This is a genomic window from Orrella daihaiensis (assembly GCF_022811525.1).
GTDB classification, from domain to species: Bacteria; Pseudomonadota; Gammaproteobacteria; order Burkholderiales; family Burkholderiaceae_B; genus Algicoccus; species Algicoccus daihaiensis.
The window spans coordinates 2,411,789-2,434,417 of the sequence record NZ_CP063982.1 but is presented as its reverse complement, the minus strand read 5'-3'; the positions used below and the strand labels follow the sequence as shown (position 1 = coordinate 2,434,417).

The 22,629-nt window shown below is 51.8% G+C and carries 20 protein-coding genes; 5 read left to right on the top strand and 15 right to left on the bottom strand.

Features of this window, described 5'->3' with window-relative positions; all coding sequences use genetic code 11:
- Position 1: 1 nt before the first annotated feature.
- From DHf2319_RS11220 to DHf2319_RS11195, 6 genes are all read right to left on the bottom strand, one after another.
- Positions 2-1,108, bottom strand: coding sequence for an FAD-dependent oxidoreductase (locus DHf2319_RS11220; RefSeq protein WP_243478441.1), 1,107 nt, complete (start codon positions 1,106-1,108; stop codon positions 2-4).
- Between the two features lie 10 nt (positions 1,109-1,118).
- Positions 1,119-1,733, bottom strand: a complete 615-nt coding sequence (locus tag DHf2319_RS11215) for a TIGR04282 family arsenosugar biosynthesis glycosyltransferase (protein ID WP_243478440.1) — start codon at positions 1,731-1,733, stop codon at positions 1,119-1,121.
- Positions 1,724-2,419: a TIGR04283 family arsenosugar biosynthesis glycosyltransferase gene (locus tag DHf2319_RS11210; RefSeq protein WP_243478439.1), complete on the bottom strand. Its 696-nt coding sequence runs from the start codon at positions 2,417-2,419 to the stop codon at positions 1,724-1,726. The genes DHf2319_RS11215 and DHf2319_RS11210 overlap by 10 nt, the downstream gene beginning before the upstream one ends.
- Positions 2,416-4,683 carry a dihydrolipoyl dehydrogenase family protein gene (locus tag DHf2319_RS11205; protein WP_243478438.1) on the bottom strand — a complete coding sequence of 756 codons (2,268 nt, stop codon included), beginning with the start codon at positions 4,681-4,683 and terminating at the stop codon, positions 2,416-2,418. Before DHf2319_RS11205 ends, DHf2319_RS11210 begins: the two co-directional genes overlap by 4 nt.
- Before the next feature lie 5 nt (positions 4,684-4,688).
- Positions 4,689-5,702, bottom strand: a complete 1,014-nt coding sequence (gene arsS, locus DHf2319_RS11200; protein WP_243478437.1) for an arsenosugar biosynthesis radical SAM (seleno)protein ArsS — start codon at positions 5,700-5,702, stop codon at positions 4,689-4,691.
- Between the two features lie 91 nt (positions 5,703-5,793).
- Positions 5,794-6,546 carry a DUF3047 domain-containing protein gene (locus DHf2319_RS11195; protein WP_243478436.1) on the bottom strand — a complete coding sequence of 251 codons (753 nt, stop codon included), beginning with the start codon at positions 6,544-6,546 and terminating at the stop codon, positions 5,794-5,796.
- Positions 6,547-6,669: 123 nt separating this feature from the next.
- On the opposite strand from DHf2319_RS11195, the gene DHf2319_RS11190 reads away from it, so the two are divergent.
- From DHf2319_RS11190 to DHf2319_RS11180, 3 genes are all read left to right on the top strand, one after another.
- Complete coding sequence (locus tag DHf2319_RS11190; RefSeq protein ID WP_243478435.1) at positions 6,670-7,239, top strand: sigma-70 family RNA polymerase sigma factor; 570 nt, start codon at positions 6,670-6,672, stop codon at positions 7,237-7,239.
- A gap of 10 nt (positions 7,240-7,249) precedes the next feature.
- Complete coding sequence (locus DHf2319_RS11185) at positions 7,250-7,885, top strand: NrsF family protein (RefSeq protein WP_243478434.1); 636 nt, start codon at positions 7,250-7,252, stop codon at positions 7,883-7,885.
- A gap of 322 nt (positions 7,886-8,207) precedes the next feature.
- Positions 8,208-8,741 carry a superoxide dismutase family protein gene (locus tag DHf2319_RS11180; protein ID WP_243478433.1) on the top strand — a complete coding sequence of 178 codons (534 nt, stop codon included), beginning with the start codon at positions 8,208-8,210 and terminating at the stop codon, positions 8,739-8,741.
- A gap of 358 nt (positions 8,742-9,099) precedes the next feature.
- Here DHf2319_RS11180 and DHf2319_RS11175 read toward each other — a convergent pair whose 3' ends face one another.
- On the bottom strand, positions 9,100-9,318 hold the full coding sequence (locus DHf2319_RS11175) for a DUF4143 domain-containing protein (RefSeq protein WP_243478432.1): 219 nt from the start codon (positions 9,316-9,318) through the stop codon (positions 9,100-9,102).
- 100 nt (positions 9,319-9,418) lie between these two features.
- A complete protein-coding gene (locus tag DHf2319_RS11170; protein ID WP_243478431.1) occupies positions 9,419-10,774 on the bottom strand; it encodes a Glu/Leu/Phe/Val family dehydrogenase in 1,356 nt (451 codons plus the stop codon).
- A gap of 376 nt (positions 10,775-11,150) precedes the next feature.
- Here DHf2319_RS11170 and DHf2319_RS11165 point away from each other — a divergent pair, with 376 nt between their 5' ends.
- Positions 11,151-12,095 (top strand): hypothetical protein, encoded by a 945-nt coding sequence (locus DHf2319_RS11165; RefSeq protein ID WP_243478430.1) that lies wholly within the window; start codon positions 11,151-11,153, stop codon positions 12,093-12,095.
- Positions 12,096-12,127: 32 nt separating this feature from the next.
- Here DHf2319_RS11165 and DHf2319_RS11160 read toward each other — a convergent pair whose 3' ends face one another.
- Positions 12,128-14,851 carry a cation-translocating P-type ATPase gene (locus tag DHf2319_RS11160; protein WP_243478429.1) on the bottom strand — a complete coding sequence of 908 codons (2,724 nt, stop codon included), beginning with the start codon at positions 14,849-14,851 and terminating at the stop codon, positions 12,128-12,130.
- Between the two features lie 274 nt (positions 14,852-15,125).
- On the opposite strand from DHf2319_RS11160, the gene DHf2319_RS11155 reads away from it, so the two are divergent.
- The gene (locus tag DHf2319_RS11155) at positions 15,126-15,731 is read left to right on the top strand and encodes a pyridoxamine 5'-phosphate oxidase family protein (protein WP_243478428.1); all 606 of its coding nucleotides are present in this window, start codon (positions 15,126-15,128) and stop codon (positions 15,729-15,731) included.
- A gap of 9 nt (positions 15,732-15,740) precedes the next feature.
- Here DHf2319_RS11155 and DHf2319_RS11150 read toward each other — a convergent pair whose 3' ends face one another.
- The 6 genes from DHf2319_RS11150 to DHf2319_RS11125 all read right to left on the bottom strand — a co-directional run bounded on the left by DHf2319_RS11150 (position 15,741) and on the right by DHf2319_RS11125 (position 22,579).
- On the bottom strand, positions 15,741-16,823 hold the full coding sequence (locus DHf2319_RS11150; RefSeq protein WP_243478427.1) for a peptidoglycan DD-metalloendopeptidase family protein: 1,083 nt from the start codon (positions 16,821-16,823) through the stop codon (positions 15,741-15,743).
- Between the two features lie 47 nt (positions 16,824-16,870).
- A complete protein-coding gene (locus DHf2319_RS11145; protein ID WP_243478426.1) occupies positions 16,871-18,040 on the bottom strand; it encodes a hypothetical protein in 1,170 nt (389 codons plus the stop codon).
- Positions 18,024-19,424 (bottom strand): DUF6844 domain-containing protein, encoded by a 1,401-nt coding sequence (locus DHf2319_RS11140; protein ID WP_243478425.1) that lies wholly within the window; start codon positions 19,422-19,424, stop codon positions 18,024-18,026. The genes DHf2319_RS11145 and DHf2319_RS11140 overlap by 17 nt, the downstream gene beginning before the upstream one ends.
- A 32-nt stretch (positions 19,425-19,456) precedes the next feature.
- Positions 19,457-20,083, bottom strand: a complete 627-nt coding sequence (locus DHf2319_RS11135; RefSeq protein WP_243478424.1) for a penicillin-binding protein activator LpoB — start codon at positions 20,081-20,083, stop codon at positions 19,457-19,459.
- An 82-nt stretch (positions 20,084-20,165) separates the two neighbouring features.
- On the bottom strand, positions 20,166-21,572 hold the full coding sequence (locus DHf2319_RS11130) for a COG3014 family protein (protein ID WP_243478423.1): 1,407 nt from the start codon (positions 21,570-21,572) through the stop codon (positions 20,166-20,168).
- A gap of 380 nt (positions 21,573-21,952) precedes the next feature.
- A complete protein-coding gene (locus tag DHf2319_RS11125; RefSeq protein ID WP_243478422.1) occupies positions 21,953-22,579 on the bottom strand; it encodes a type VI secretion system-associated protein TagO in 627 nt (208 codons plus the stop codon).
- Positions 22,580-22,629: the final 50 nt, after the last annotated feature.

The following is a 22,629-nucleotide window of genomic DNA, read 5'->3' as shown; positions in this document are numbered from 1 at the left end:
CTTAAATACCGCAAGTCAAACGTTCGATGAATCCGCGATCAATCCGATCTTTCCAGCGCATGACCCAATTGCCTTGCCAGCCAAGCGGCCCCCAAGAGGCAATGGCTCTGCCATTGGCTGTGTTTAATAATGCGAGTGCCATGCCTCGGCGCTTGAAAGGCGAAAGTGCGTGTCCGTGGATGACTGCTTTTAAGTTGTTGCTCAAAGTAGTACCCATACGCACCGCATACACGCCAGCTTTCGGTAAGGGTATCGGCAAAGCGGCACAGTCGCCTACGGCAAATACATTAGGGTGCGACACTGAACGCAAGTGTTCATCAACGACAATAAAGTCAGAACTGTCAGTGTGCAGACTGCCCCGTGAAATAGGGTCATTCTGCCAGTCATGGGCTTGTGCCCCGGTAGCCCAAATGATCAGGCCACCGCTTTGGCCCCTTGCCTGGTGCCAGTCAGTGCCAAGTTGCACTGTGATATCGGCTCGTTGCAGGGTTTTTAGAGCCAGACGACGAGCGCAAGGACTAAACCCTGGCAAGATAGTAGTGCTACGTGTGATGAGTTGAGCTCGTACGGGTCTGTCTGGACGCAATTGTTTAAGTCTGTGCTTGACACACAAAATACTTTCCACGCCGGCTGCGCCACCGCCCACCGCGGTGACATGCAAGGGCGAGGAATCTGCGTGCGCTTGCCAAGCAGTAAGCCACGATTCATAACGACTCTGTAGAGTCGAGAGGGGGCGCATAGCCAGCATGGTCACGTCGTTAGCATCAATCTCAGGTGGTCGCAATGTCGACCCAACATTGATTGAAAGCCAATCATAGGTAAGTGATCGACCACCAGACAGCTCAATTGTTTTGGTGTCAGGATCTAGCTTAACGAGTTCTGCTTTGATCAGTCGTGCGCCAGCTCGTTGGCAAAGCCCCACAAAATCTACGATCGTCTCTTCAAACCGGTACTGTCCTGCTAACCACCCAGGAATCATTCCAGAATAAGGCGCTTGTATGATCGGTGCCACGAGGATTAGCTCGACACCGGGATTCGATGCTTGTCGCCATGCATTGAGTACGAGCGCATGGGCATGACCTGCGCCGACGAGAACAAGTTTTTTCATGAAAGACACCTCATGGCAGCCAATCCGCTGGCAGGTGTATAAGATCACGGGGCTCATCAATATCAGCCATAGGCGGATATTCATGCCAGTGGACGCTGGCATGACCTAACCTTTCGCGGGTAATCGCCATGACCTGATTGGTACTCCACGGTATCTCGACAAACAGTTCAGGCAGTACTTGCTTCAAACCAATCAGGGTGTACCCGCCATCTAGCGCTGGCACAAACACCGCGTTGTAGTTGGCGAGATCATCGACCGCTTGGTCGAGCAGTCCGGTCGTCATCGCTGGTGCGTCGGTGCCGATCATGATGGTTGCATCAAATTGCTCAAGTACTCGCTCAAACGCACGCTGCATGCGCACACCCAGGTCGCCCTCGCCTTGGTCAGTCAAGGTAAACGGTAAGCAAAGATCTGCAAACGCTGAATGATCGGTGTTAGGGGTAACACAGAGTTCCTTGTGACTGAAGTTACTGGCTTTTCTTGCTGTGTTTACGGTGTGCGCAAGCAATTGTTTGGCAAGTGATGCCGCCCCCTCGGCACCAAGCGCCGGGATTAACCGAGTCTTGGCTAGCCCAGGTACAGGCGCCTTGGCCATAATGATCAGCGCGACCTCGCTCACACCCATGAGTGATATTCCTTCGCTAATTGATCAGCACTCTCGCCTCGCCAGTAGCGCCAACGCAGCCGCCACATTAAGGCAATGGTGCGCCACACCCCGCGTGACTCCCAGCGTCTGCCTGAGGTTTGAACCGGACCTTTAAGACAAACGGGGCGGGCCTGTTCAATTAGTCGCTTGGACAGTTCAATGTCTTCCATGAGCGGTTGATCGGCAAACCTGCCAATAGACTCAAATAGATCTCGTCGCACAAACATTGCCTGGTCACCGGTGGCTATGCCCGTGAGTCGGGACCGCGTATTCATCATGAACGCAACGACCGGCAGCATACGGGACTGCCCACTAATCTTTACATCAAAGCGGCCCCATGCTGATTTTCTAGTAAAAACGACTTCTAGTTGCTTGCCAGCATCAGCTGGCAGTGTGGTGTCCGCATGAAGAAACAGCAAGTACTTACCTTGGGCTGTTGCAGCTCCCGTATTCATTTGGCGTGCACGGCCACGAGGTGATTCGATGACTTGATCGGCAAGCGGCTTTGCCAAACTAATCGTGTCGTCCGTGCTGCCACCGTCTACCACGATCAGTTCGACATTCAGATCGGTTGCACGAACTGACGCCCTTGCAGACTGCAGTGTGTGGTCAATCGATTTGGCCTCGTTCAGTGCCGGGATGATGATCGATAACGTTGGTGTCATGAGTCAAGCGTTCGTGGATTATCAGGACCATGCTTGCTATTGCGTTCACTGTCACATCCACGGCTTCGGTTAAAGCGGTGCAACTTCTCTAGCAAAGCTAACAGTCTTTGAGGGGCGTGGGTACGTTTCCACTGGCCCGCGGCATATTTGTTTGCTTCGGCCAAGGTAGGGTAGGTGTGAATCGTGGAAAGTATCTTGTTTAAGCCTAGTCCATGGCGCATGGCCAGCACATATTCGGCGAGCAGATCCCCAGCGTGTTCACCGACAATCGTCGCGCCGAGTATCTTGTCTTTGTCGGGCACTGTCAGTACTTTTACAAAGCCAGTCGTGCTGCCGTCGGCAATTGCTCGGTCTAGTTCAGCCAGTTCAAATCGGGTGACCTCAAAGGCAATGCCTTGATCCTTTGCTTCTGATTCAGACAAGCCCACGCGTGCCACTTCGGGGTCAGTAAATATGGTCCAGGGGATCACAGAATAATCAGCTTTGAAGGACTTGAATTGCCCAAACAAAGCGTTGACGGCGGCATACCAGGCCTGATGGGCAGCGGTGTGGGTCAGCTGAAATGGCCCTGCTACATCCCCGACTGCATAGATATTGGGGTAGAGCGTTTGCAGATAGGCATTGGTCTGGATGGTCTTGCGTGCCGTCAGTTCAATCCCAAGGTCCTCCAAACCGTAGCCAGTCACTCGTGCGCTGCGGCCAACAGCCACCAAAATTTCATCGAACTCAATGGGTTGTTCGGCTAGTTGAGCGATTACTTTGTAGGTGGTTTGATTTGGCCGTGCGTGTGTAACGAGAAGTGTCTTCTGGCCATCACGGATTTCAACGCGCATAGCTTCATGTCCAACTAGCACAGACACGCCATCGGCTGCTAACGACTGCTCGATCTGCGTACTGACTTCCGGGTCTTCACGGACTAAGAGTCGAGGTGCCATTTCCACCTGCGTCACTATGCTACCGAGCCGCGCGAAACTTTGTGCCAACTCACAACCAATCGGACCACCGCCAAGCACGACGAGTCGTTTGGGTAGCTCAGTGAGGTTCCAGATGGTGTCACTCGTCAAAAAACCTATATCAGCTAGTCCAGGGATAGGTGGCACAAAGGGCATGGCACCGGCGGCAATAACGATATTTTTAGTGGTAAGCGTTTGCTGGCTGCCATCGGCAAGCGTTACCTGAACGTGCCACGGTGAGGTGATGATGGCGTGGCCTTGAAGAACATCGACACCAAGGTCGGTATAACGCTCAACCGAATCGTGCGGCTCGATGTCTTTAATTACATTATGCACGCGTTGCATGACTGCGGCGAAGTCTACTTCGCCCTGAACGTTCTTGAAACCAAACTGAGTTGCTTGCCTAAGCCCTTTGGCTACTTTGGCGGAACGGATCAGGGCTTTGCTTGGCACACAGCCATAGTTCAGGCAGTCGCCACCCATTTTGTGGCCTTCGATGAGGGTGACTTTGGCTTTAACAGCAGCTGCTATATAGGCTGTCACAAGGCCGCCGGCACCCGCACCAATTACAACGAGGTTGCGATCAAAGGATTTAGGCTTGGGCCAACGTGCGTAGATCTTTCTACGTTTTAAAAAACTGACGCAGTACTTGGCAAGGATGGGAAACACGCCTAGCAACACCAAACTTGCAACCAGACCCGGCGACAACACGTCACCAACCGATTCGATACCAGCTAGTTGTGTGCCAGCCAAGACAAACACCGCTGTGCCTGGCAACATGCCTATCTGACTTGTAATGTAGTAACGCGTGGCGGTCATGGGCGTAAGCCCCATGACCAGGTTGACAAGCCAGAAGGGAAATATCGGCACCAAACGCAAAGTCATGAGGTAGAACACCCCGTCACGCTTAACGCCTTCATTGATGGGTGTCAGCGTTCTGGTAAATCGACTTTGAACGGCATCGTGTAAAAAATATCGGGCCAACAGAAACGCCAGCAAAGCACCTAGGCTTGACGCAAACGACACGACCAACAAACCTAACCAGAAACCAAACAAGGCTCCGCCAGCCAAGGTCAGAATGACCGCACCGGGAAATGATGCGGCCGTGGCAATTAAATAGATCGCAAAGTAGATGCTGAAGGTGAGTGCAGGTTGGTGCGCGTACAGTCCCAATAACTGGTTACGACTGTTTTTAAGGCTCTCTAGTGTTAGCAGCTGGCCTAAATCAAATAATCGGTAAATCCAAAAGCCCAAGACTGCGATAGTGGTCAACAGCAACCATCGATGCCAGGGCTTGAGCTTATTCACCATCTGCCTCAGCTGGGATGGAATTCGATGATAGCTTCAGAAGTTGGCGCACTGACACTCCCTTCGAGTGCGCCGCCACAGCTACTGCCTTGGCCGGCCGTGCAACCATAACAGTGGTCTGCAACCCGGATTGGGCAGTTGAGCTCGTCGCGGGTAAGCAACTCGCGCAAGTGGGATCGATCACCAGTGCCGCTGACAGCCGGTAATTGCAACATCTGGTTAAAGTCGCAGTCATAGAGGTAGCCTTGGTAGTCCACACTGAATAATGAACGACACATCACGGTTTCGAGATTCTCTGGGCGATAGGCGCCTTTGAGCAACTGCATGTAGCCTTCGAACTGGCCTTGGCTTAACAAAACCGCGCCGAATCGCTGAATCGGCATGTTGGTGATCGTAAAGAGACGGGTGAAGTCAATATTGAAATGCGATTTGAGCTCACGCTTATAGTCGGCCTCAAGGGCTGCTTGTGGGGGCGGCAGGTTCGGTCCCAAGGGGTTATAGACCAGGTTCAGTTCCAGACCAGAGCCTTCGATGCCATAGCCCAAGCGATTTAGTGCCTGTAGCCCACTGATGCTACGATCAAACACACCCTGGCCGCGTTGTTTGTCGACATTAGCTGGTGAATAACATGGCATGGAAGCAGTGACTTGGACTTGGTGTCTGGCTAGAAACTCAGCAAGATCCTCGTGACCTGGTTCAGACAGGATCGTCAGGTTGCAGCGATCCATGACAGTGACCCCACGTTCTCTGGCGCGAACGACGAGATACCTAAAGTGAGGGTTCATCTCAGGTGCGCCACCGGTTAAATCGAGCAGTTCGACTCGGTGCTTGTCTAGCACCTTTAACACCAGATCAATCGTCTCCTTATCCATGAGTTCGGTACGGTTGGGACCGGCGTTGACATGACAGTGCTCACAGGATTGGTTACACAGATACCCAAGATTGACTTGTAGGATCTGCAATGCCTTGCGGTTAATCGCCGGGAAATCAGTCTTCAGTAACAACGGGAGGGTGGACTTCATGGGGATCCTTTTAGACATCTGTCTGACTATTCGATCATGGCGCGGGAATGGTTACAAGTGCAGGTTACACGTGCGAGGTGACAAGCTCGGGTTAAGGACTTACCTCGCATTGACTTTGTACTGACACAAACCGGATGTCGGCAAATTCGGCAATGACTGTTTCACCGGTGTTGTCGGTATCAGCAGCGAGGGCAATTTGCACTGGTTTAGCCAATGGTGTGAAAAGCCGCGCGATGTCTTTACGTACGTCACGGCGTTGTTGCACCCACTGGCCAGTCTTGCTGTCACCTGACTCAGTTACCACCATCGTGACGCGGTCAGTGTAAACATTCGGTATCGTAGTGCCGGGTGGTTGGCGGTTGTCCCAGACGTAATTGATGGCGCCATCAGGCACCTGATCACCCCAGATAGAGCGTGCTAGACCAAGTTGAAGTCTCAGCCCCAGGCTTTGTTCGCTTTCCGGGATAGCGACACTTAGATACAACCTTGCCGCATAGTCGTCGCCAAAGCGTTCAGTCATGTCGGCTTTGTCGAGCACTCTATTAACCCGCCAGCGCCAACACAGTACTGGGGTTTTAGTGAGGTCGATATCGATGGGTATGGCCATCATAGACATGCTGGCGTTTGATTCAATCCGTAATAAGGGCTGGTTGTCTGTGGTCTGAAATTTAAAGTTGTTTGGACGGATGTCTTCGCCTAGCCTGACTTCTTGCCAGTGCTGTGGTGACAGCGGTAGCTCGATTGATTGAGCTGTCGCAGCACTTGCGCTGGCCACCATCGCTAGTGTTAGCGCGGCGATCGAAACGGTAGGTTTGTGATTGGATTTGCAAGTTCGACTCAACATGACGTAGGTTTCCATGTACGCAATGATTGGCAATTATTCGGTCGCGTACCAAATTTGGTTACAGTGCAGTAGGACAAACTCAAAAAAACGAAATCTAACCGTGTTGTAACCATTGGCAATCTTTTGACGAATAAGACGACGCAACCCTCTGAATGGCCAGCCGATTTCGAGCTTAAGCTTAAGCCGCTGTGGTTGTCGGCGCTAGCTGGTGACAACGCGGCTTACGAGCAGGCTCTCGGACTGTTGGCTCAGCGCTTGCGCGGTTATTTCGCCAGGCGCTTGCGGGCCATGCCCTCAGAAGTGGAAGACTTGGTACAGGAGACTTTGATGGCGATTCATGTCAAGCGCGCAACGTATGACAAAACTTATGCCGTGACAGCTTGGATACTGGCGATCGGCAAATACAAGTTGATCGATTTCTGGCGACGGCATGAGCGAACCGCTAGCTTGCATGTTGACATTAATGATGTCGACGAGATTTTGGTGGTTCACGAGACTGAGGTTGGCACTGAGCATGATTTGAGTGTGTTGTTACAGCGTTTGCCTGCCGCCCAGCGTACGGCGATTGAGTTGACCAAGCTGCACGGCCTGACAGTTAAAGAAGCCGCCAAAAAGACGGACACGTCAGTGTCTGCGATTAAGGTCAATGTGCACCGAGGCATGAAACGTTTGTATGAATTGATTAAGTCCTAGCGATCCACCCATGAAAACATCCCACCTGATTCGCCTCTTAGCTACCAATGCCGAGCCTGTTGACGTCCAAGCGGTTGCCAAGGCATTGACATGGCCAATTGCCATCGGTCTTACCATTAGCGCCTCTTTAAGTGTGACTATGATGGGTTTTTTGCCGAGCCACGACTTTTTATTGCCGGTGATTTGGGCTAAGTTCATTTATGGATTAACGTTAGCATTCACGCTGGTGTTTCTGTTAGATCGCCTGTATCGACCTGGGGTGGCGGTTAAGGCAGTTGTCAGGTGGCCGCTTGCGACCTTGTTTTGCATGGCCGGCATTGGGTTTGTTTACCTGATGGTCACACCAGAGTCTTTAAGAGTCCAAGCTATATTTGGACAGACTTGGCTGGTTTGCCCGTGGTTTGTGTTGGGCTTATCGATCCCAGGGTTGGCATTACTACTCTATGCAGCCAGAGCCTTGGCGCCCACTGATCTGAAAGCAACAGGATTTGCAGCCGGATTGCTTGCCGGTGCTATTGGTGCGCTGGGTTATTCCTTTGCTTGTCCCGAGACGTCACTGACCTTTATCGCCATCTGGTATACAACTGGCATCGTGTTGGCTGGGCTCGTAGGCCGAATCGTGGGGCCTGTGGTGTTGAGGTGGTAGCTGGTTGCTCTGTGGAACCTGTAGTGTCGAGTGCGTCACGCTCTATGCTGGATCCGCTCGATTATTTTGGTGGTTAAGTTAGTTCCTATCCGAGCCCATTTTTTAGAAATGCCACGATTTGTCTAAAAAATTTTAGGCGCGTGGGTAGCTCAACCTACTGAAAAAAAATGAATAATTTCTCTTGGTCTCGGTGTAAGAGCTACCTAGGTCTGGTCGGCTGGCGAGAGATTTTTTTAGGCCCGGTGAAGAGATTCAATCAAAGTGACTTTAAGTTACTTTATGATTCAAGGACAGAACATGAACACTAATTGAGGTACTCATCATGCATGACATGAAGCACTATTCAAGTGCTCTGGCTCTTATGCTGACAACAGCGTTTGCATACTTGCCACAAAATTCAATCGCTCAGACGGCGAGCACGCAGCTCGAGCCACGCTCGGGCTCTTCGGTAAGCGGTACGGTGAAACTGATGCAAACGAATGATGGGATTCAGTTTGATGCTCAGGTCGAGGGGTTGAAGCCGGGCAGTGCTCACGGATTTCATGTGCATCAAGGCACTGACTGTGACACAGCAGATGCTTCTAGCGCAGGACCTCACTTCAATCCCAAGGATATGCCTCACGGCGGCCCGAATTCGTCGCACAGTCATGCCGGTGACTTACCCAATCTGGTAGCCACTCAGGATGGACGAGCAACTCTGATAACCATAAGTCAACAGGTCTCGTTAGCCAGTGGTGCTGCAAATAATGTTCTCGGTCGCACGATTGTGGTGCACGCTGATCCGGATGACCATATGACCCAACCCGCAGGAAACGCGGGCAGTCGAATCGCATGCGGTGTCATACGAGCCAACTGAAAGCTTTATCGTGATACAGGCCGGTGGTGTATTGGTTGTGAATTGTGCGTCGCAGTTGCCCGACTCGATGCCGGATTCCGGAAAGCGACGTAACCGTTACGCCGCCTTTAATGGGAACTCATCGCTGCAGGCGTACACGACAAATTTTTCTGCGAACGATGAATCTTCGCACGCCGCCTGCAAACCACGCTCTAGCTTCGGGAGGTGGCTTGCCTTGATTTCGATAGCCCATCATTTGTTGGGCGCAAGCTCAAGCACCCAATCGATCTCTGCTCCATTGGTGGTTCGATAAAAGAACGCCTGAACAGGTGAGGGCAGCATATTTCGGGAGGTGGCTTGCCTTGATTTCGATAGCCCATCATTTGTTGGGCGCAAGCTCAAGCACCCAATCGATCTCTGCTCCATTGGTGGTTCGATAAAAGAACGCCTGAACAGGTGAGGGCAGCATATTCAGAATGTTTTCAATCACGAAGCCTTCCCAACTTTTGCCGCAAAACGCGTGGCCAAGCAACTCGTCGTAGTCCTTGCTATGTAAGAGGGCGTGTACGACGCCACTATCGCGTACTTGACTACCCACTCGGACTGAAGAACGGAGCTTTACGCGCTAAACGGTCCTGATTGCAATGTTGTTTGCAAGATGCAAAATTTTATTCACAGCCGAACTGAGCTGACACCGATCACGGATACAAGCCCCTCAGATCCCGGGCGTGCAGGATACGCTTGCAAGCCACGATAAAGGTAGCGGTTCTGAGGCTCACATTGTGCTCAGCTGAGACTTGCCAGATGGCATCAAGCGCACCTTTCATGATGTCCACCAAGCGCTTGTTGATTTCTTCTTCGCTCCAGAAAAAGCTCGAGAAGTCCTGCACCCATTCAAAGTAGCTTACGGTCACGCCACCGGCGTTGGCGATCACGTCAGGCACAATCAAGACCCCGCGGTCATTCAGGATGTCATCTGCATGAGGTGTGGTTGGTCCGTTGGCGCCTTCAATCACCATGCGGGCTTGAATCTGATGAGCATTTAATTCGGTAATTTGGCCTTCGAGTGCCGCTGGAATCAGGATGTCGCAAGGCGTTTGCCAGAAAGCCTCGTTGGCCAGCACTTCAGCGTCTTCAAAACCTGCGACCGTACCGGTTTTGCTGACATGCTCAAGCAGGGCGGGCATGTTCAGTCCAGCTTCGTTGTAAATGCTGCCACCATGATCTTGTGCTGCGACCACCCGTGCGCCTGCTTCAGAGAAGAGTCTGGCGGCCACGCCGCCTACGTTACCCATGCCTTGCACGGCAACCCGAGCACCCTCAATCGGCAAACCAATGCGTTGAGCTGCTTGCACCCCAACGGTGAAGACGCCACGGCCAGTGGCTTCACGCCGCCCGAGTGAGCCACCCAAGTCAATTGGCTTGCCAGTTACTACACCGGTTGAGGTAGTGCCCTGATTCATGGAATAAGTGTCCATCATCCAGGCCATTATTTTTTCATTGGTGTTGACGTCGGGTGCCGGAATGTCTTTGCTTGGGCCAATGATGATGCCAATCTCGCTGGTGTAGCGACGAGTGACCCGCTCGAGCTCACCGATCGATAGCTTGCGGGGGTCGACTCGAATGCCGCCTTTGGCGCCACCATAAGGTACATTGACTGCAGCGTTTTTAATCGACATCCAAGCCGACAGTGCCATCACTTCAGACAAGGTCACGTCCTGATGAAATCGAACGCCGCCTTTGCCTGGGCCGCGACTGGTGTTGTGCTGAACGCGATAACCCTCAAAGTGAGCAACCGTACCGTTATCTAAAAAAATTGGTACATCCACCACCAGGATGCGCTTGGGCCGCTTTAAGGTCTCCACCCAGCGTGACAGGTTGCCTAGATAGGGTGTTACTCGATCTACTTGCTGCAAGAACGTGCCCCAGGGACCCAGGTCATTGGGGTTGAGGTACGAGGGCAGTGGGTGACTGGGGATCTCGGTTTGCCCGATAGCAGTTACATTGGTAGCGTTTGTGGGGGTTGCGTTGGTTGCGGTGGTTGTGTTGGTCATCGTCTAACTCTTATTCGGTTAACCATCAGGTAAATCATCCTCATTAGCTTAGGTCGATAATGGTGTGCTCGCCAAGAGAAATCTTTCACAAGTGGTTCGCCAGTGGTGATGACACGCCGTAAGCCAACCATACTGTTGTGAATCGCGCGTAACTGTGTGGTGGTGTCGGGTTATGTAAGTCGTTGTCGTTGTATCAACTACTTGATGTCCTTACCTGATTTATTGCAACAGACCCAGAGTATCCATAACGTTGATAAGCCATTCAGAAGCCGTTAACAAACGTTGAGGTGTCAATGCCACTATCCATCAGGCATTGCATCACAGACCACATCTGCGACAATCAAACATCTGCCAAGTCATTGTCTGGATATCTGCTATGAAATCTCAACTCGACCCTGCTTCTGTCGCTGCACACGAGGAACTCTTTGACACCCAAGTCACATTACAGTCGCGGCTGCTCGATTACATCGAGCAGGTAGGTGAGCTGCAGATACTTGATGAGGCCTGGGATGAGTTCAATCTGTATGAAAGCATAACGATGGATCTGGAGGATCCTGAGCCTGCGTTACATTTCTTTCCGTGGGCATTATTCTATTGGCGTCGTGATGTGTCGGAGTCTGCTCTTGAAGCCGGACTCGAAGAAATGCTCGCGGGCGTTAAAGATTTTCCAGAAAACGAACTCGACGATAGTGATCACAACTCGTTCAAAGAGATTGAAGTCTTAAGCAATGAGGACATCGACGAGATCCTGTCTGATTCCCTAGATGACGATGAAATGGCGAATGAGGATGAAGATGAGCCTCAGATAGCTTTACCGCCCATTGCCATCATGTTCATGAATTCGGTGGATGGCGCAGATGGTCCAGACAGTCCGGCTGCCAACCTGGTGCTGTCGGTCAAGGAGCGTCAGTTTATTGAGGCGGCCGCGCAAGCACCCTACAGCTTTTTTAAGGTCAACGCCGTTGGCCCAGGCCCCTTTGTGATTCTAGAAGACTTGATCGTGCCGCAAAAAAGGCAAGTGTATGCACAAGTGCTAGTGGATATGCTTGAAGAGGGCGACGTGATCTACGCTCAAGTGGTGTCGGCTAATGATATGCACCTGCTTTGCGGTGTGGCACCTGCGGTATTGCCTGAGTTTGTGCAAGAGGCAGTTGCCGATGCCCACAGTCGAATTGCACCCATCATCAATGAGCTTGGTGAGTCCTGGCACCTTGAGCTCGATTTTGAGATGCGGGCACTCTATCAAATGTTGATATCTGATCTACAGGCGCTAGAGGACGACGAGGATGGTAACGACAGTGAATCGTTCAAAGCTCACTAGTGAGGAGCAAGGTAAATAGTCGGTCGCTCAGGTTAAGGCAATGATTGGGTGCGGCTCACACGCCATACTTTATAGGCCTCATTAACCAGCACAAGAGACAGGGCGATGACCAGCATCGCTGCCCATTCTTGCCAATTGATAGCTTGTAGGCCAAGCACTTCGTTTAGGCCCGGCGTATAGATGGCACCTACGTGTAGTAACTGCGCCGCGATGACGCTAAAAAGCAATAATTTGTTTTTAAGCGGATTCATGGTGAATACCGATTGGGTTTCAGAACGGCTGTTAAACGCATGAAGGTTCTCAAACATCACCATTAATAAGAGCACCAGATTGCGTGCACCTTCTACACTCCAGCCTGCCTTCAATAACCAATAATATGTACCAAACGCGACCGTGCCCATTGCAATTGCCGAGAGCAACATGCGCTGCAGCATGACTTTGTCAAACACCCCTTGATTTGGGGGGCGTGGCGGTTGTCTCAGTTCGTTGCCTTCGGTTGGTTCAAAGGCGAGTGCGATGTCCTGAATACCATTGGTTACCAGATTGAGCCAAAGTAACTGTACCGCCAGCAGTGGCAGTGGCAAGCCAGCCATCAGTGCCAGCGCGAACAGAATAACTTCAGCCGCTCCGGTTGAAATCAGCAGAAAAATCACTTTTCTGACGTTGGCGTAGGCTAGTCGGCCTTGTTCGATGCCCGCGACAATCGAAGAAAAGTTATCGTCGGTAATGACGATGTCCGAGGTCTCTTTGGCGACATCCGTGCCACGCATGCCCATGGCTACACCCACTTGAGCTGCTCTTAACGCTGGGGCATCGTTGGCACCATCGCCTGTGACCGCAACAAAGTGACCTTGCCGCTGCAGCGATTCGACGATCTGTAATTTCTGTTGTGGCTCAACCCGCGCAAACACCCGTGCACCTCGGCACAAGACATCGAATTGATCTTGCCCTGCACTGACCGCTTCTTGTAGTTGCGTGCCAGTCACTACTTCGTTTGGCTTATCCGCAAACCCAACTTCGCGAGCGATGGCCAAGGCGGTTTGTGGGTGATCGCCCGTGACCATGGCCACCGTGATGCCAGCAGCCCGGCAATTGGCGACAGCCATGGCAGCCTCTGGTCGAGGTGGGTCACTCATTGCTACAAGCCCCACAAAACAAAGTCCTTGAAGTTGTTCTGTTGTCAGTTCATGGCTAGCGTTTGCGTTGACCTCTATATCGAGAAGTCCGTTGGCAGCTGCTAAAACCCGATAACCGCGTGCTGCGAGGTTAAAGGCTTGCTGCGTAATCGTTTGTGGATCGATGTCTTTCTCGCCATCGGCGCAGCGCATGGTGTTGCACATGGGCAAGAGTCGTTCGAGGGATCCTTTGACAAATACTTTGAGCTGGCCATCCACCAGATTCAAGCTTGCTGCAAACTGTCGCTCAGATTCATAGGGAATCATTGCAAACTCTGGGCACTTGTTTAGGCATTGTGTAGGACTGACACCGGCTTTATGTGCGAAGACCAATAATGCAAGATCAACACTGTCTCCATGGCCTTCCCATTGCCCATCGCGTTGTGATAGAACTGCCTCGTTGGGTAACGTCATGGTTTGTGCAAGATTACTGACCAGTAGATCAGCGCTGGCTTGATCTAGGCTAGTCGTTGCCCTTATTTCTCCCTCGGGTTCGAGACCCTCGCCTGAAACCCCCCATTGATCTTGTTCGGGAAACTGGATTTGTCGAACAGTTAGCTGATTGACGGTCAAGGTACCTGTTTTATCTGACGCAATGTATGTGCACGACCCAAGTGCTTCGACAGCCACTAAACGTCTGACAATCACACCACGCTTGGCCATGCGCTCCATGCCAACAGAAAGCGCCACAGTCAGTGCCACGGGCAGCCCTTCTGGAATGGCTGATACGGCAAGGGCGACCGCCAAAAGCAGCATTGAGGTCAAACTCGCGCCTTGAGTAACAGAGATCCCCACCAATAAAACGCACACCAGGCCAGTGACGATAGTGATCCGGTGCGTGAATTTCTCCATGCGCACAATCAGCGGTGCTTTGGTTGCTACACGTCCCAGCACCGAAGTCGCAATTTTGCCAAGTTCAGTATTCAATCCGGTAGCAGTGACCACACCACGGCCTCGTCCGGTGTTAACCAGGGAGCCAGCGAACAACATGTTGTCCCGGTCAGCTAGTGGTGTCTCGGCTGTTAGTGAAAGCGTGGCATCTTTGTGGGCAACAGCTGACTCACCAGTGAGCACCGACTCATCGACACTTAAGTCATGCGAATCGATCAAGCGCAGGTCTGCGGGTACTTTGGCGCCTGACTCTACGAGCACGATATCGCCTGGCACCAGTATGCGTGCATCAACGTCAAATACTTCACCGCCACGCAAGACAAGGGCATGACCAGCGGCTAAGCTCTTTAACGCCTGGGCTGATTGCTCAGCACGGTATTCCTGGAACAGGCCAATGCCAGCATTGATCAGGAGCACGACAAATATAAAAGCCGCGTCGCTAAACGCCTCAATCGCCAGTGATATAACGCCAGCTAAAAGTAGGACATAAATCAGAGGGCTTTTAAATTGCCGAATAAAGATGCTAACAATGCTCGGGCTGACTGCCTCGGGTAGCTGGTTGGGCCCAAATGTTTTTTGTCTGGCTTGAGCTACAGACTCATCAAGCCCGAGTGGGCTTGACTCAACCTTATCTAATATGGCTTGGATTGATTCAGTGTGTGCAGATGTGAGTAGGTCAGCAGATTTCAAGGTGGCTCCTGTATTTCAGTTTACCGCCGCAGGGGCATATCGCCATGCAACCAAGCGTATCCATAGCGCACTCTGAAAGACAGTCAATGTTCTAATTTAACGTACACTCAGTGTTAAAACCATGGCTGAAATGTCTATGGCGCATAGCAGTCTTCCCTTTGATTATCAAGAAACGAACGTCAGCCTTGTTTGCCTGAGGAGTATTTGAGTTACAGCGTATTTGGTTTGAACCTAATATTCTTTTGTCACAGAAGTACTGTGCACACTCTCTAAGATGAGACCCACATATCACTTACCTGAAGAAATTCAACAGCAGATTTGGAAAGAGCTTTTGCGAGCTACTCATGATCGCCACCATGGCTGGCGCACGCCGGTATTGGCCACGGCTAGCGCCAACGGCATAGTTAACGCCAGAACAGTGGTGCTACGCAGGGCCAAGCAAGTTGAAGGTGGCGGCATGCTGGAAATATATACCGATCGTCGCAGCGCTAAAGTGGCTGAACTCGTTGAACAGTCATCGGCATGTCTGGTGTTTTGGAGTGCGAAGTTGCAATGGCAATTGCGCGTTCGTGCTGACATGTCGATTCAAACCGACGGACCTTATGTTGAATCGCTTTGGCAAATAGTCAAACAAACCAGGGCAGCAAGTGACTATCTCGGGTACTTGCCGCCGGGAGAGCCAATGCCAGAGATAAAGTCGTCTGATGCAACCGACAAGCCTAATATCGATGATGCTGCGCTGTCCGACGAAAACGAACCAGAAAACTACTTCGCCGTTCTGACCGCACAAATCAAAGAGATGGACTGGCTTGAGCTTGGGCTCGGGCGGCATCGCCGGGCCCGATTCGCTGCCGGGCAGTGTCAGTGGCTGTGCCCCTGACGACTAGGCTTAGGGGTTGCTAGCCAGATAGATCGACGGATCAATTGGTACGCTGCCTTTGCGGATTTCAAAGTAAAGCGCTTCATCAGCCAACGGCCCCGTATCCCCAACCAACGCAATGGTCTCACCCTTGCGCACGGTGTCACCGACATTCTTGGTCAGAGCCTCGTTGTAACCATAGATGCTGGTGTAGTTCTTACCGTGGTCAATAATGATGACGTTGCCATAGCCACGAAGTGGTTGGGCAAATACAACTTTGCCTGGCTCAATAGCTTTAACCGGGGTCTTGGCTGGCGATTTGTAAACCAGACCACGCCATGCACTGCCGTCTGGCCCCTTGGCACCGAAGACATTGGCAGGCTTGGTCGCAATTGGCCAGCTGGCAGACTTTTGTTGCAGGCCATCAAGGGCAACGGGTGCGTTCGCAGCGGACGGGGCTTTAGTGGTGGTAGCAACCGGTACGGTGGCAGTGGCAGCCGCAACAGCCACCGACGGCGCATCGCTCATGGGGCTTGTTGGGCTGGACATGCTTGCTTGAGTCTCAGCTTGTACTGGGACTCTTGACGTCATGGATTCAGGAGCCGATGCCGCGGTTTTTTCAACCGCTTGTGGTTCGATCATGGTTCGGGTCTGAACTGGGGGTGCTTCTGCGGGTGCCATGCTCGCACGAGTCACTGGCTTTGGACTCAGCTGGTTGGTAGGCGCTAGTGGCGTGACAGTAGCTCTGGATTCAGCTGTTGGCGTTGTCGTTAGTTGTGCCGCAGAAGTTGCCGCCAGTTCATCACGCTGATCATTCGTGGTTGGCGAAAGCTTGACCATGAACGCTGGATCGCGAAATAGTACCGACAACGGATCGGTATTGACTGAGTAGGTGACAACTTGTCGTGGCCCGTCATTAAAGAGCTGGCCGACCGGATCGGGCTGGGCTGTGCTGACGCGGGCAGTTGATACCCGCATCGGGGCATTGGGATCATTGACGGGACTCCGCGGCGGTTGTTCGGGTGCAGCACAACTAGCGAGCATTGCAGCTGCGGCTAGCGAAAAAGTGATCGTATAAAGCCTAGCCCCAGACTTCATGTCTTGTTGCTCCATGAACAGTTCCTTGATGCTCGGTCAGACTGATGTGCCAATCCGAATGACTATTGCACAGGCCTGACTAGATAATCTGACTCGGCATCGAATTCGCCGTCGTCAAGTTTCACAACAGAATACTTCGGATTGGTGTTGATCACTTTGGCGGTGCCAATTTCAATTTCAAGGGCTCCCAGTGACTCGCCACTCTGCGGATCCTTGATCTCTTCGCCCATGAGAAACACCACAAACGATTGGCCCTTCTTCACAGAGGCGGAGCCACGGTTGATCACGGCCATGTTTTTACCCATGACTTTGGCTACTCGAATCGGATAGATCGCATCAACGAGCTGATCAACGAGCTTGGCTGATGCGTTTGATACCAGTTTGCCAAGCGCCTGGTTACCTACCGCCGTAGCGTCTTTGTAGGTGGCTGAGAATTTTTCCGTGCCAGACCACTTCAGCTTGCGTGAAGAGAACTCGATGACCTCAATCGAAACTGATCCGCTCACTGAGCTTTGCACCAGCACTTCGCCCGTTAATCGAATGGTTTCGCGCTGATTGTTGCTGATGCCCATACTGGGAAAACTTGCGACCACCAGATAGTCTGCACCGCTGGCTTGCCCCAGACGTGCAACTTCTGCGGCTGCTGCATCAGAGCCGGTCACAAATGCTTTCTCTTGTTCAAATAATGCCTGATTGTCTCGATTGAGCACGTCAAACCGCCGGCTAGCTACCAAAGCTTGCTCGATATTGTTGATTAACAGGTCACGAAATTTTTTTTCTTGTGTGACCACAATCATGCTGCGACGATCTGATGGAGGGCCAATCTGTTCAAACTTGGCATAACGCAGAGTGACGGTGGCTTCCCACGAAGGTCCGTTTTGTGACACGTTGTCAATCGAGTAGCCCAGAATTGGACTGTTATTTGGTGCATTGACCCGTTGCGTGATTACCTTGTTTAGAGCAGACAAATAGACATTTTCATTGCCTTGAGTGCCATTGGCTTCAAGCGCGAGGCTTGATGTTGAAGTTTGGGCATCCAGTTTGATGCCAAAGGCTTGTCCCGCGGCACTCACTAGTGCGGCTTGAACAGCCTCAGTGCGCGACAAACCATTGCCAGTTGCAGTCATCGTGGCTTCAGTGACTTGTGCCTGAACTGGCCCAGACAACAAAACACAGAGCGCAACCAGCCACTTGGCGCCGAAGTTTTTTGTGTGCTTAGAAATCAGCTGCATTGTTTTTACTCTTGCTCTTGCGCACTGTAGTGTCGCTCGGGTTTTGGGGCGGTTGGGGTTGGGCAACCGGGTTGATGGCCTGGCGCTTACTGTCTCCCGTGGCAGAGCGAATCGCGTCAGCATATTGCGGCGACCAAGCCAGTACTTTGCCAACCATTTGTACGCCAGGCAGATCTGGGTGGTCTAAAACCCATTGTCCAATCTCACGCACGCCAGTGATCGTGATGGTTGCCTTGGCCGACGCAGTTCTCAGTTGTTGCTCAATAATTTCACTTACCTGTTCGGTTGTGACGTCGCTACGAGTGATCGTAGCCACTTCGCTAGACTGCTCATCTATGCTAGAGCTATCCATTAACGACATGCTACCTTTCAAATACAGAGCGATTTGCGAACGTGCTGCATCCTCAGCGAAATTCAAAGCTGTCTGTTTCGCTCGTTCACGCGCTTGTGGGGTGGTGCCAGCCGGCACAAATGCCCATTGCCCGTAGCTGACTAGCGATGGAAAGCCATCTTGGTCGTTGACTACTCGTAAACCAGCGATAAACGGAATATCGCCGACCCGGATTTCCTCTCGAATAGTCGCGTTTAGAGTCTTGCCAGAGGCTTTTGCGGGATCAGCCACAATAGGTTTGCCCGCTGCCACATCCTGAGCAAACTGACGCATTTTGTCGGAATAGACAGCGATCGTAGCAACCGCCGCGGTACCGTTGCAGTCGAGTGCCTCAATGTTCTCGATCGGCATCATGCCAGCAATTTGGCCCATCGCTGTAGTGACGCTTTTGCGGCCAACCCGTTCTCGATAGATGTCTAGCTTTTTGCTCGGCTCGGTATTCTCTATGGTGTTGACATCGACACCTTCCTCACGCAAGGCATTATCAAGCTTCGCTTCCGTTAGTGCGAACAACTTATCACCGATTCGCATCAGCCTGCCTTCGCGCTCTTGCTCCTGAAGCTGCATTTGGTCCATCGCTGGCGCTGAGTCAAAGCGGCTGGTGGCCAGTTCTGTTTCGGTCCGGGTCTGACGCTCCTTGATAAACTTCGCCTGAGCGTTTAACAGCGCTTTGTCGTAAGCAAACACCCTCGATTTCCCGAAATCAGAGCTGGTGGCTTGTGACATCACCATGATGGGATCACTAACCGCAAGCACGATTTCACCGCGCTCGGATCGAGCTTCGAGTGCTTGACCAAGGGCTGAATCGCGCCAGGTATCTAGTTCAGCACGAACGATGTCTGTTGCGGTCCTCGTGTCTGTGCACTGCGCAGGCGCAGCTGGGGTGGTTTGTGCCCACACAGCCGATTGAGCAGTCAACAAGATAGCCAACGCGAGCCCAGTTTGCATGAAGGGCATCAAGTGCTTCGTTGGTTGTTTTATTCGCCGTTGCATGATCAAGTCCTTTTGGTCAACCGATCGATGAGTTACCACGCAAATTTCTTGTTCGAACCTAGCTTTTTGATGTCAATCAGCGTAGAGAAAGCAATTTGTCCCGTATTGGCATCGACTGCGCGGAAATCAAATTCGTACTCTAGGCGTTGCCTGCTCCCATCGCCACTGACGTTTGTGCGCTGGCGAATTTCGCCGGCTATTTCAAGATCGGGTGCTTGAACAGTACCAGCCTTGGCCACCGTACGCTGATCGACCATGGAGGACTTGGACAGTTGGCGTGAATCAGCCACGAATGAGGTGCGGTCTTGACCGGTGAACCCCGAAAATGAGAACTTGCCTGAATTAATGAGCTTATTACGCATACGTGATGTCATGCTTCGAGTATCAATCTTAAACGTAGTGTCATTAACCACTTCGCCTAGGGTGGCGCGCCAGCGACGGCCATCTGCCCGATTGGATGCCGGTGAAGCCAAAAACTCTTCAACCGCCTGATTCGCAGCGTAGTTGAAATCTTCGGTCGTCAAGCCAAATGTATCCATCGCTGTCGAATCGCTGGAGTTACCCCCAATACTGGAAACGACATCCATACTGCCGCAGGCTGATACGCCCAATCCAATCACTGAGATCGCGAGAATGTTTTTTAATTGGGAGGCTTTCATCGGAATCCTTTTGCTTGAATGGTCAATTGTTTATTCGAGTGTATTCGAGCCTGAGTGTTGAGTCTGGTGGGTTGGACTGGGATCAGCGGCTGGCGCGCAGTGTCGGCTCCGGCTGAGTGGGCAATGCTTTTATGTAGATCGCAGGCAGGCCGCCTACACCCGAGGCTTTAACCAACACGAGTGTATTGTCTGCATTGGGTAACGCAATGTCAGCAATTTTGGTGCCATTAGGTGACTGAACGCTTAACTGACCTGATGATGGCCTGTTCACTACGGCAATCTGTATCGTGTTGGGTAGGTTGGCCCATGCACGAACGTCCGCTTGCGTACTGGCAGCCTGTGCGGCTCCAATGCCTAGCTTCATGAGTACACCTAGCAGCGGAGCATCTTTGGTCTGTTCGTCGATCACAGCATTGGCAGCTACTTGTGCTGCGGTCTTGATAACGGTCGAGACTACGGCCTTGGTCACGATGCCCGGATAAGCAACGTCAAACTCCATACCAGATATGTTGGTGATATTTGTCATTTCAACTGATGGCGTCCCGCCAAATTGCAGACGCCCAAACGCCGGTTGACCAGGCTGAAATTTGGGTAAGGCGATGCCTGAATAGGTGACCTTGTTGCTTACAAGAAATAAAGGTAGGTCGATACGAAACTCTGTAAACGAGGGCCCTTTGCCGTCCTCGTACAGCACATAGACTTTGCCCTTCGATTTGAATCCAGTTGCTTGCAACTGGTTAGCGGTTCGTGTGGCCAATTGAGCGCCAGCGTTGGTGGATGATGCTTTTGCAGCTGCCTTCAAGGGGTAGGTCACTTTGTTGGCGTTTTTGTCGGCGCTTGCGGAAGAAGTGGCTCTAAAAACCCCTGACATAAACTCACCAGCGGCAATGCGAATTTTTGCGTCAGGTTGTTTGCCAGTTACGTTAGCGACACCTTCGATAAATTGCCCCCTAGCCGCGTCGAAGGTGTTGTTAGCCAAGCCGGCGTTTTCTTGAGACATTTCGGCCCGATTTTCTTCTCGGACTTCCTCGCGGAAGCTTGCGTACTGTGCAACGGCATTACTCATACGCACATCAAAGCGGTTGAAATCAACACGAGCATTTTGTTCATTGCCCATCATGATTTCATTGATGGCTTGGTAATAATCGATCATCCCACCTTCAAAAATCTTGCCTTGATACGCGCCGAATGCGCTAGATGTCAAAGTGGTTCCAAGCAAATTCATCACTTCAGATGGGGTGTCAACCGAGTCTTCTTTCCAGGCCAGTTGACTGCTGGCGATTTCAAATGCGCGCTTGCTGTGTGCCCACATGCCAGCGTCGTTGAATGCTTTACCAGCTTCGAGTGCATCGAGCAGATTATCCTCATCGTAATTTGGTTTGCCATCCTTTAAGTAAGCTGCAGCGATCGCCTGATAGTTGGACTGGTTGAGGTGATTGTTCATCGCCTCGGGGTCGTTGGTTCTGGTGCCAGCGCAACCGGCAAGCATTAGAGCCATTCCAAGCAATAGGATCAACCGGCTACTTCGGGGGAGAACTTCGATTAGGCAATCGGTCGTTGCGATGTTTGTTGTTATTTTTTTCATGTCAGCCTCAGCCAAAAGCCATACAAATTAACTTTGAATATCGATATTTATCGCCAGACCTATAACGTTATATCACCAATCAGTCGTTGCAGATACATATTAGGAAGATGTGTTCGCTAATGATCTAGCGCCAAGACTCGCGGGCTCATAGCGGTATCGCTAGGCTCATTTGACTTGTGTCAATTCCAAGTTGTGGTCGCTACGGGCAAAAGTAAAAGCGAGTCACTGGTGGCGCATGCGACAACCGGGTCTTTTGTAGTCTTGGAGCGCTTGTTGGGCTGGATTCACCAGCCGCAGGTCTGGCGAAGCGGCCCAATGGCGTTCTGGAGTCCCGTGGTGTCAAACACTGCTGTTACCGGTGATTCGCTATAAGGTGTTACCTGGGCCACGAAACTGTTGTGTTGCATCATGGCTTGAATGAGTTCGACGGGGTTACCGGGGTAGAAGGTTGCTTTGGCGTCTGTTGACAGGCTCCAAGGTTGAACCTGCGCCTTGAGGTTCCCGATACGGGTGATCACCTCAGCTTCGCTCCCCAAAAAGTCTTCCCAATCAATGTAAACATCTGTGTTGTTGCTTTTGCAGCGAACAATCAACGTGATTTCGTCCCCAAGGTGCGGTTTGCCTTGCGTCGCCACTAGGGCAAGTACTACCGTTCTGGTGTCATCAATTGGATTGGTTTGGTCAGCGATTTCCCATCTGCCAACACCTTGGGTTGGAACAGGGTTGGCCTGTGGCTGGTTGAGTCCTTGTTGTCTGGCCAGTTGATCAAAACAGTCTAGACGTTCCAAATTGCCCTGAATGGCGGCGCATGCAGCAACTTGCTTGTCGAGTGATTGCGCATTGGCGGTCATTGCACCGAAAGGCAGCAAGAGTGAAAGCGACAGCGACAACGTCAGACTGGTTGATTTCATGATTGTCTCAATTTAGGTCTCAATGTGTAGACGATTTTAGAACTGGCAAC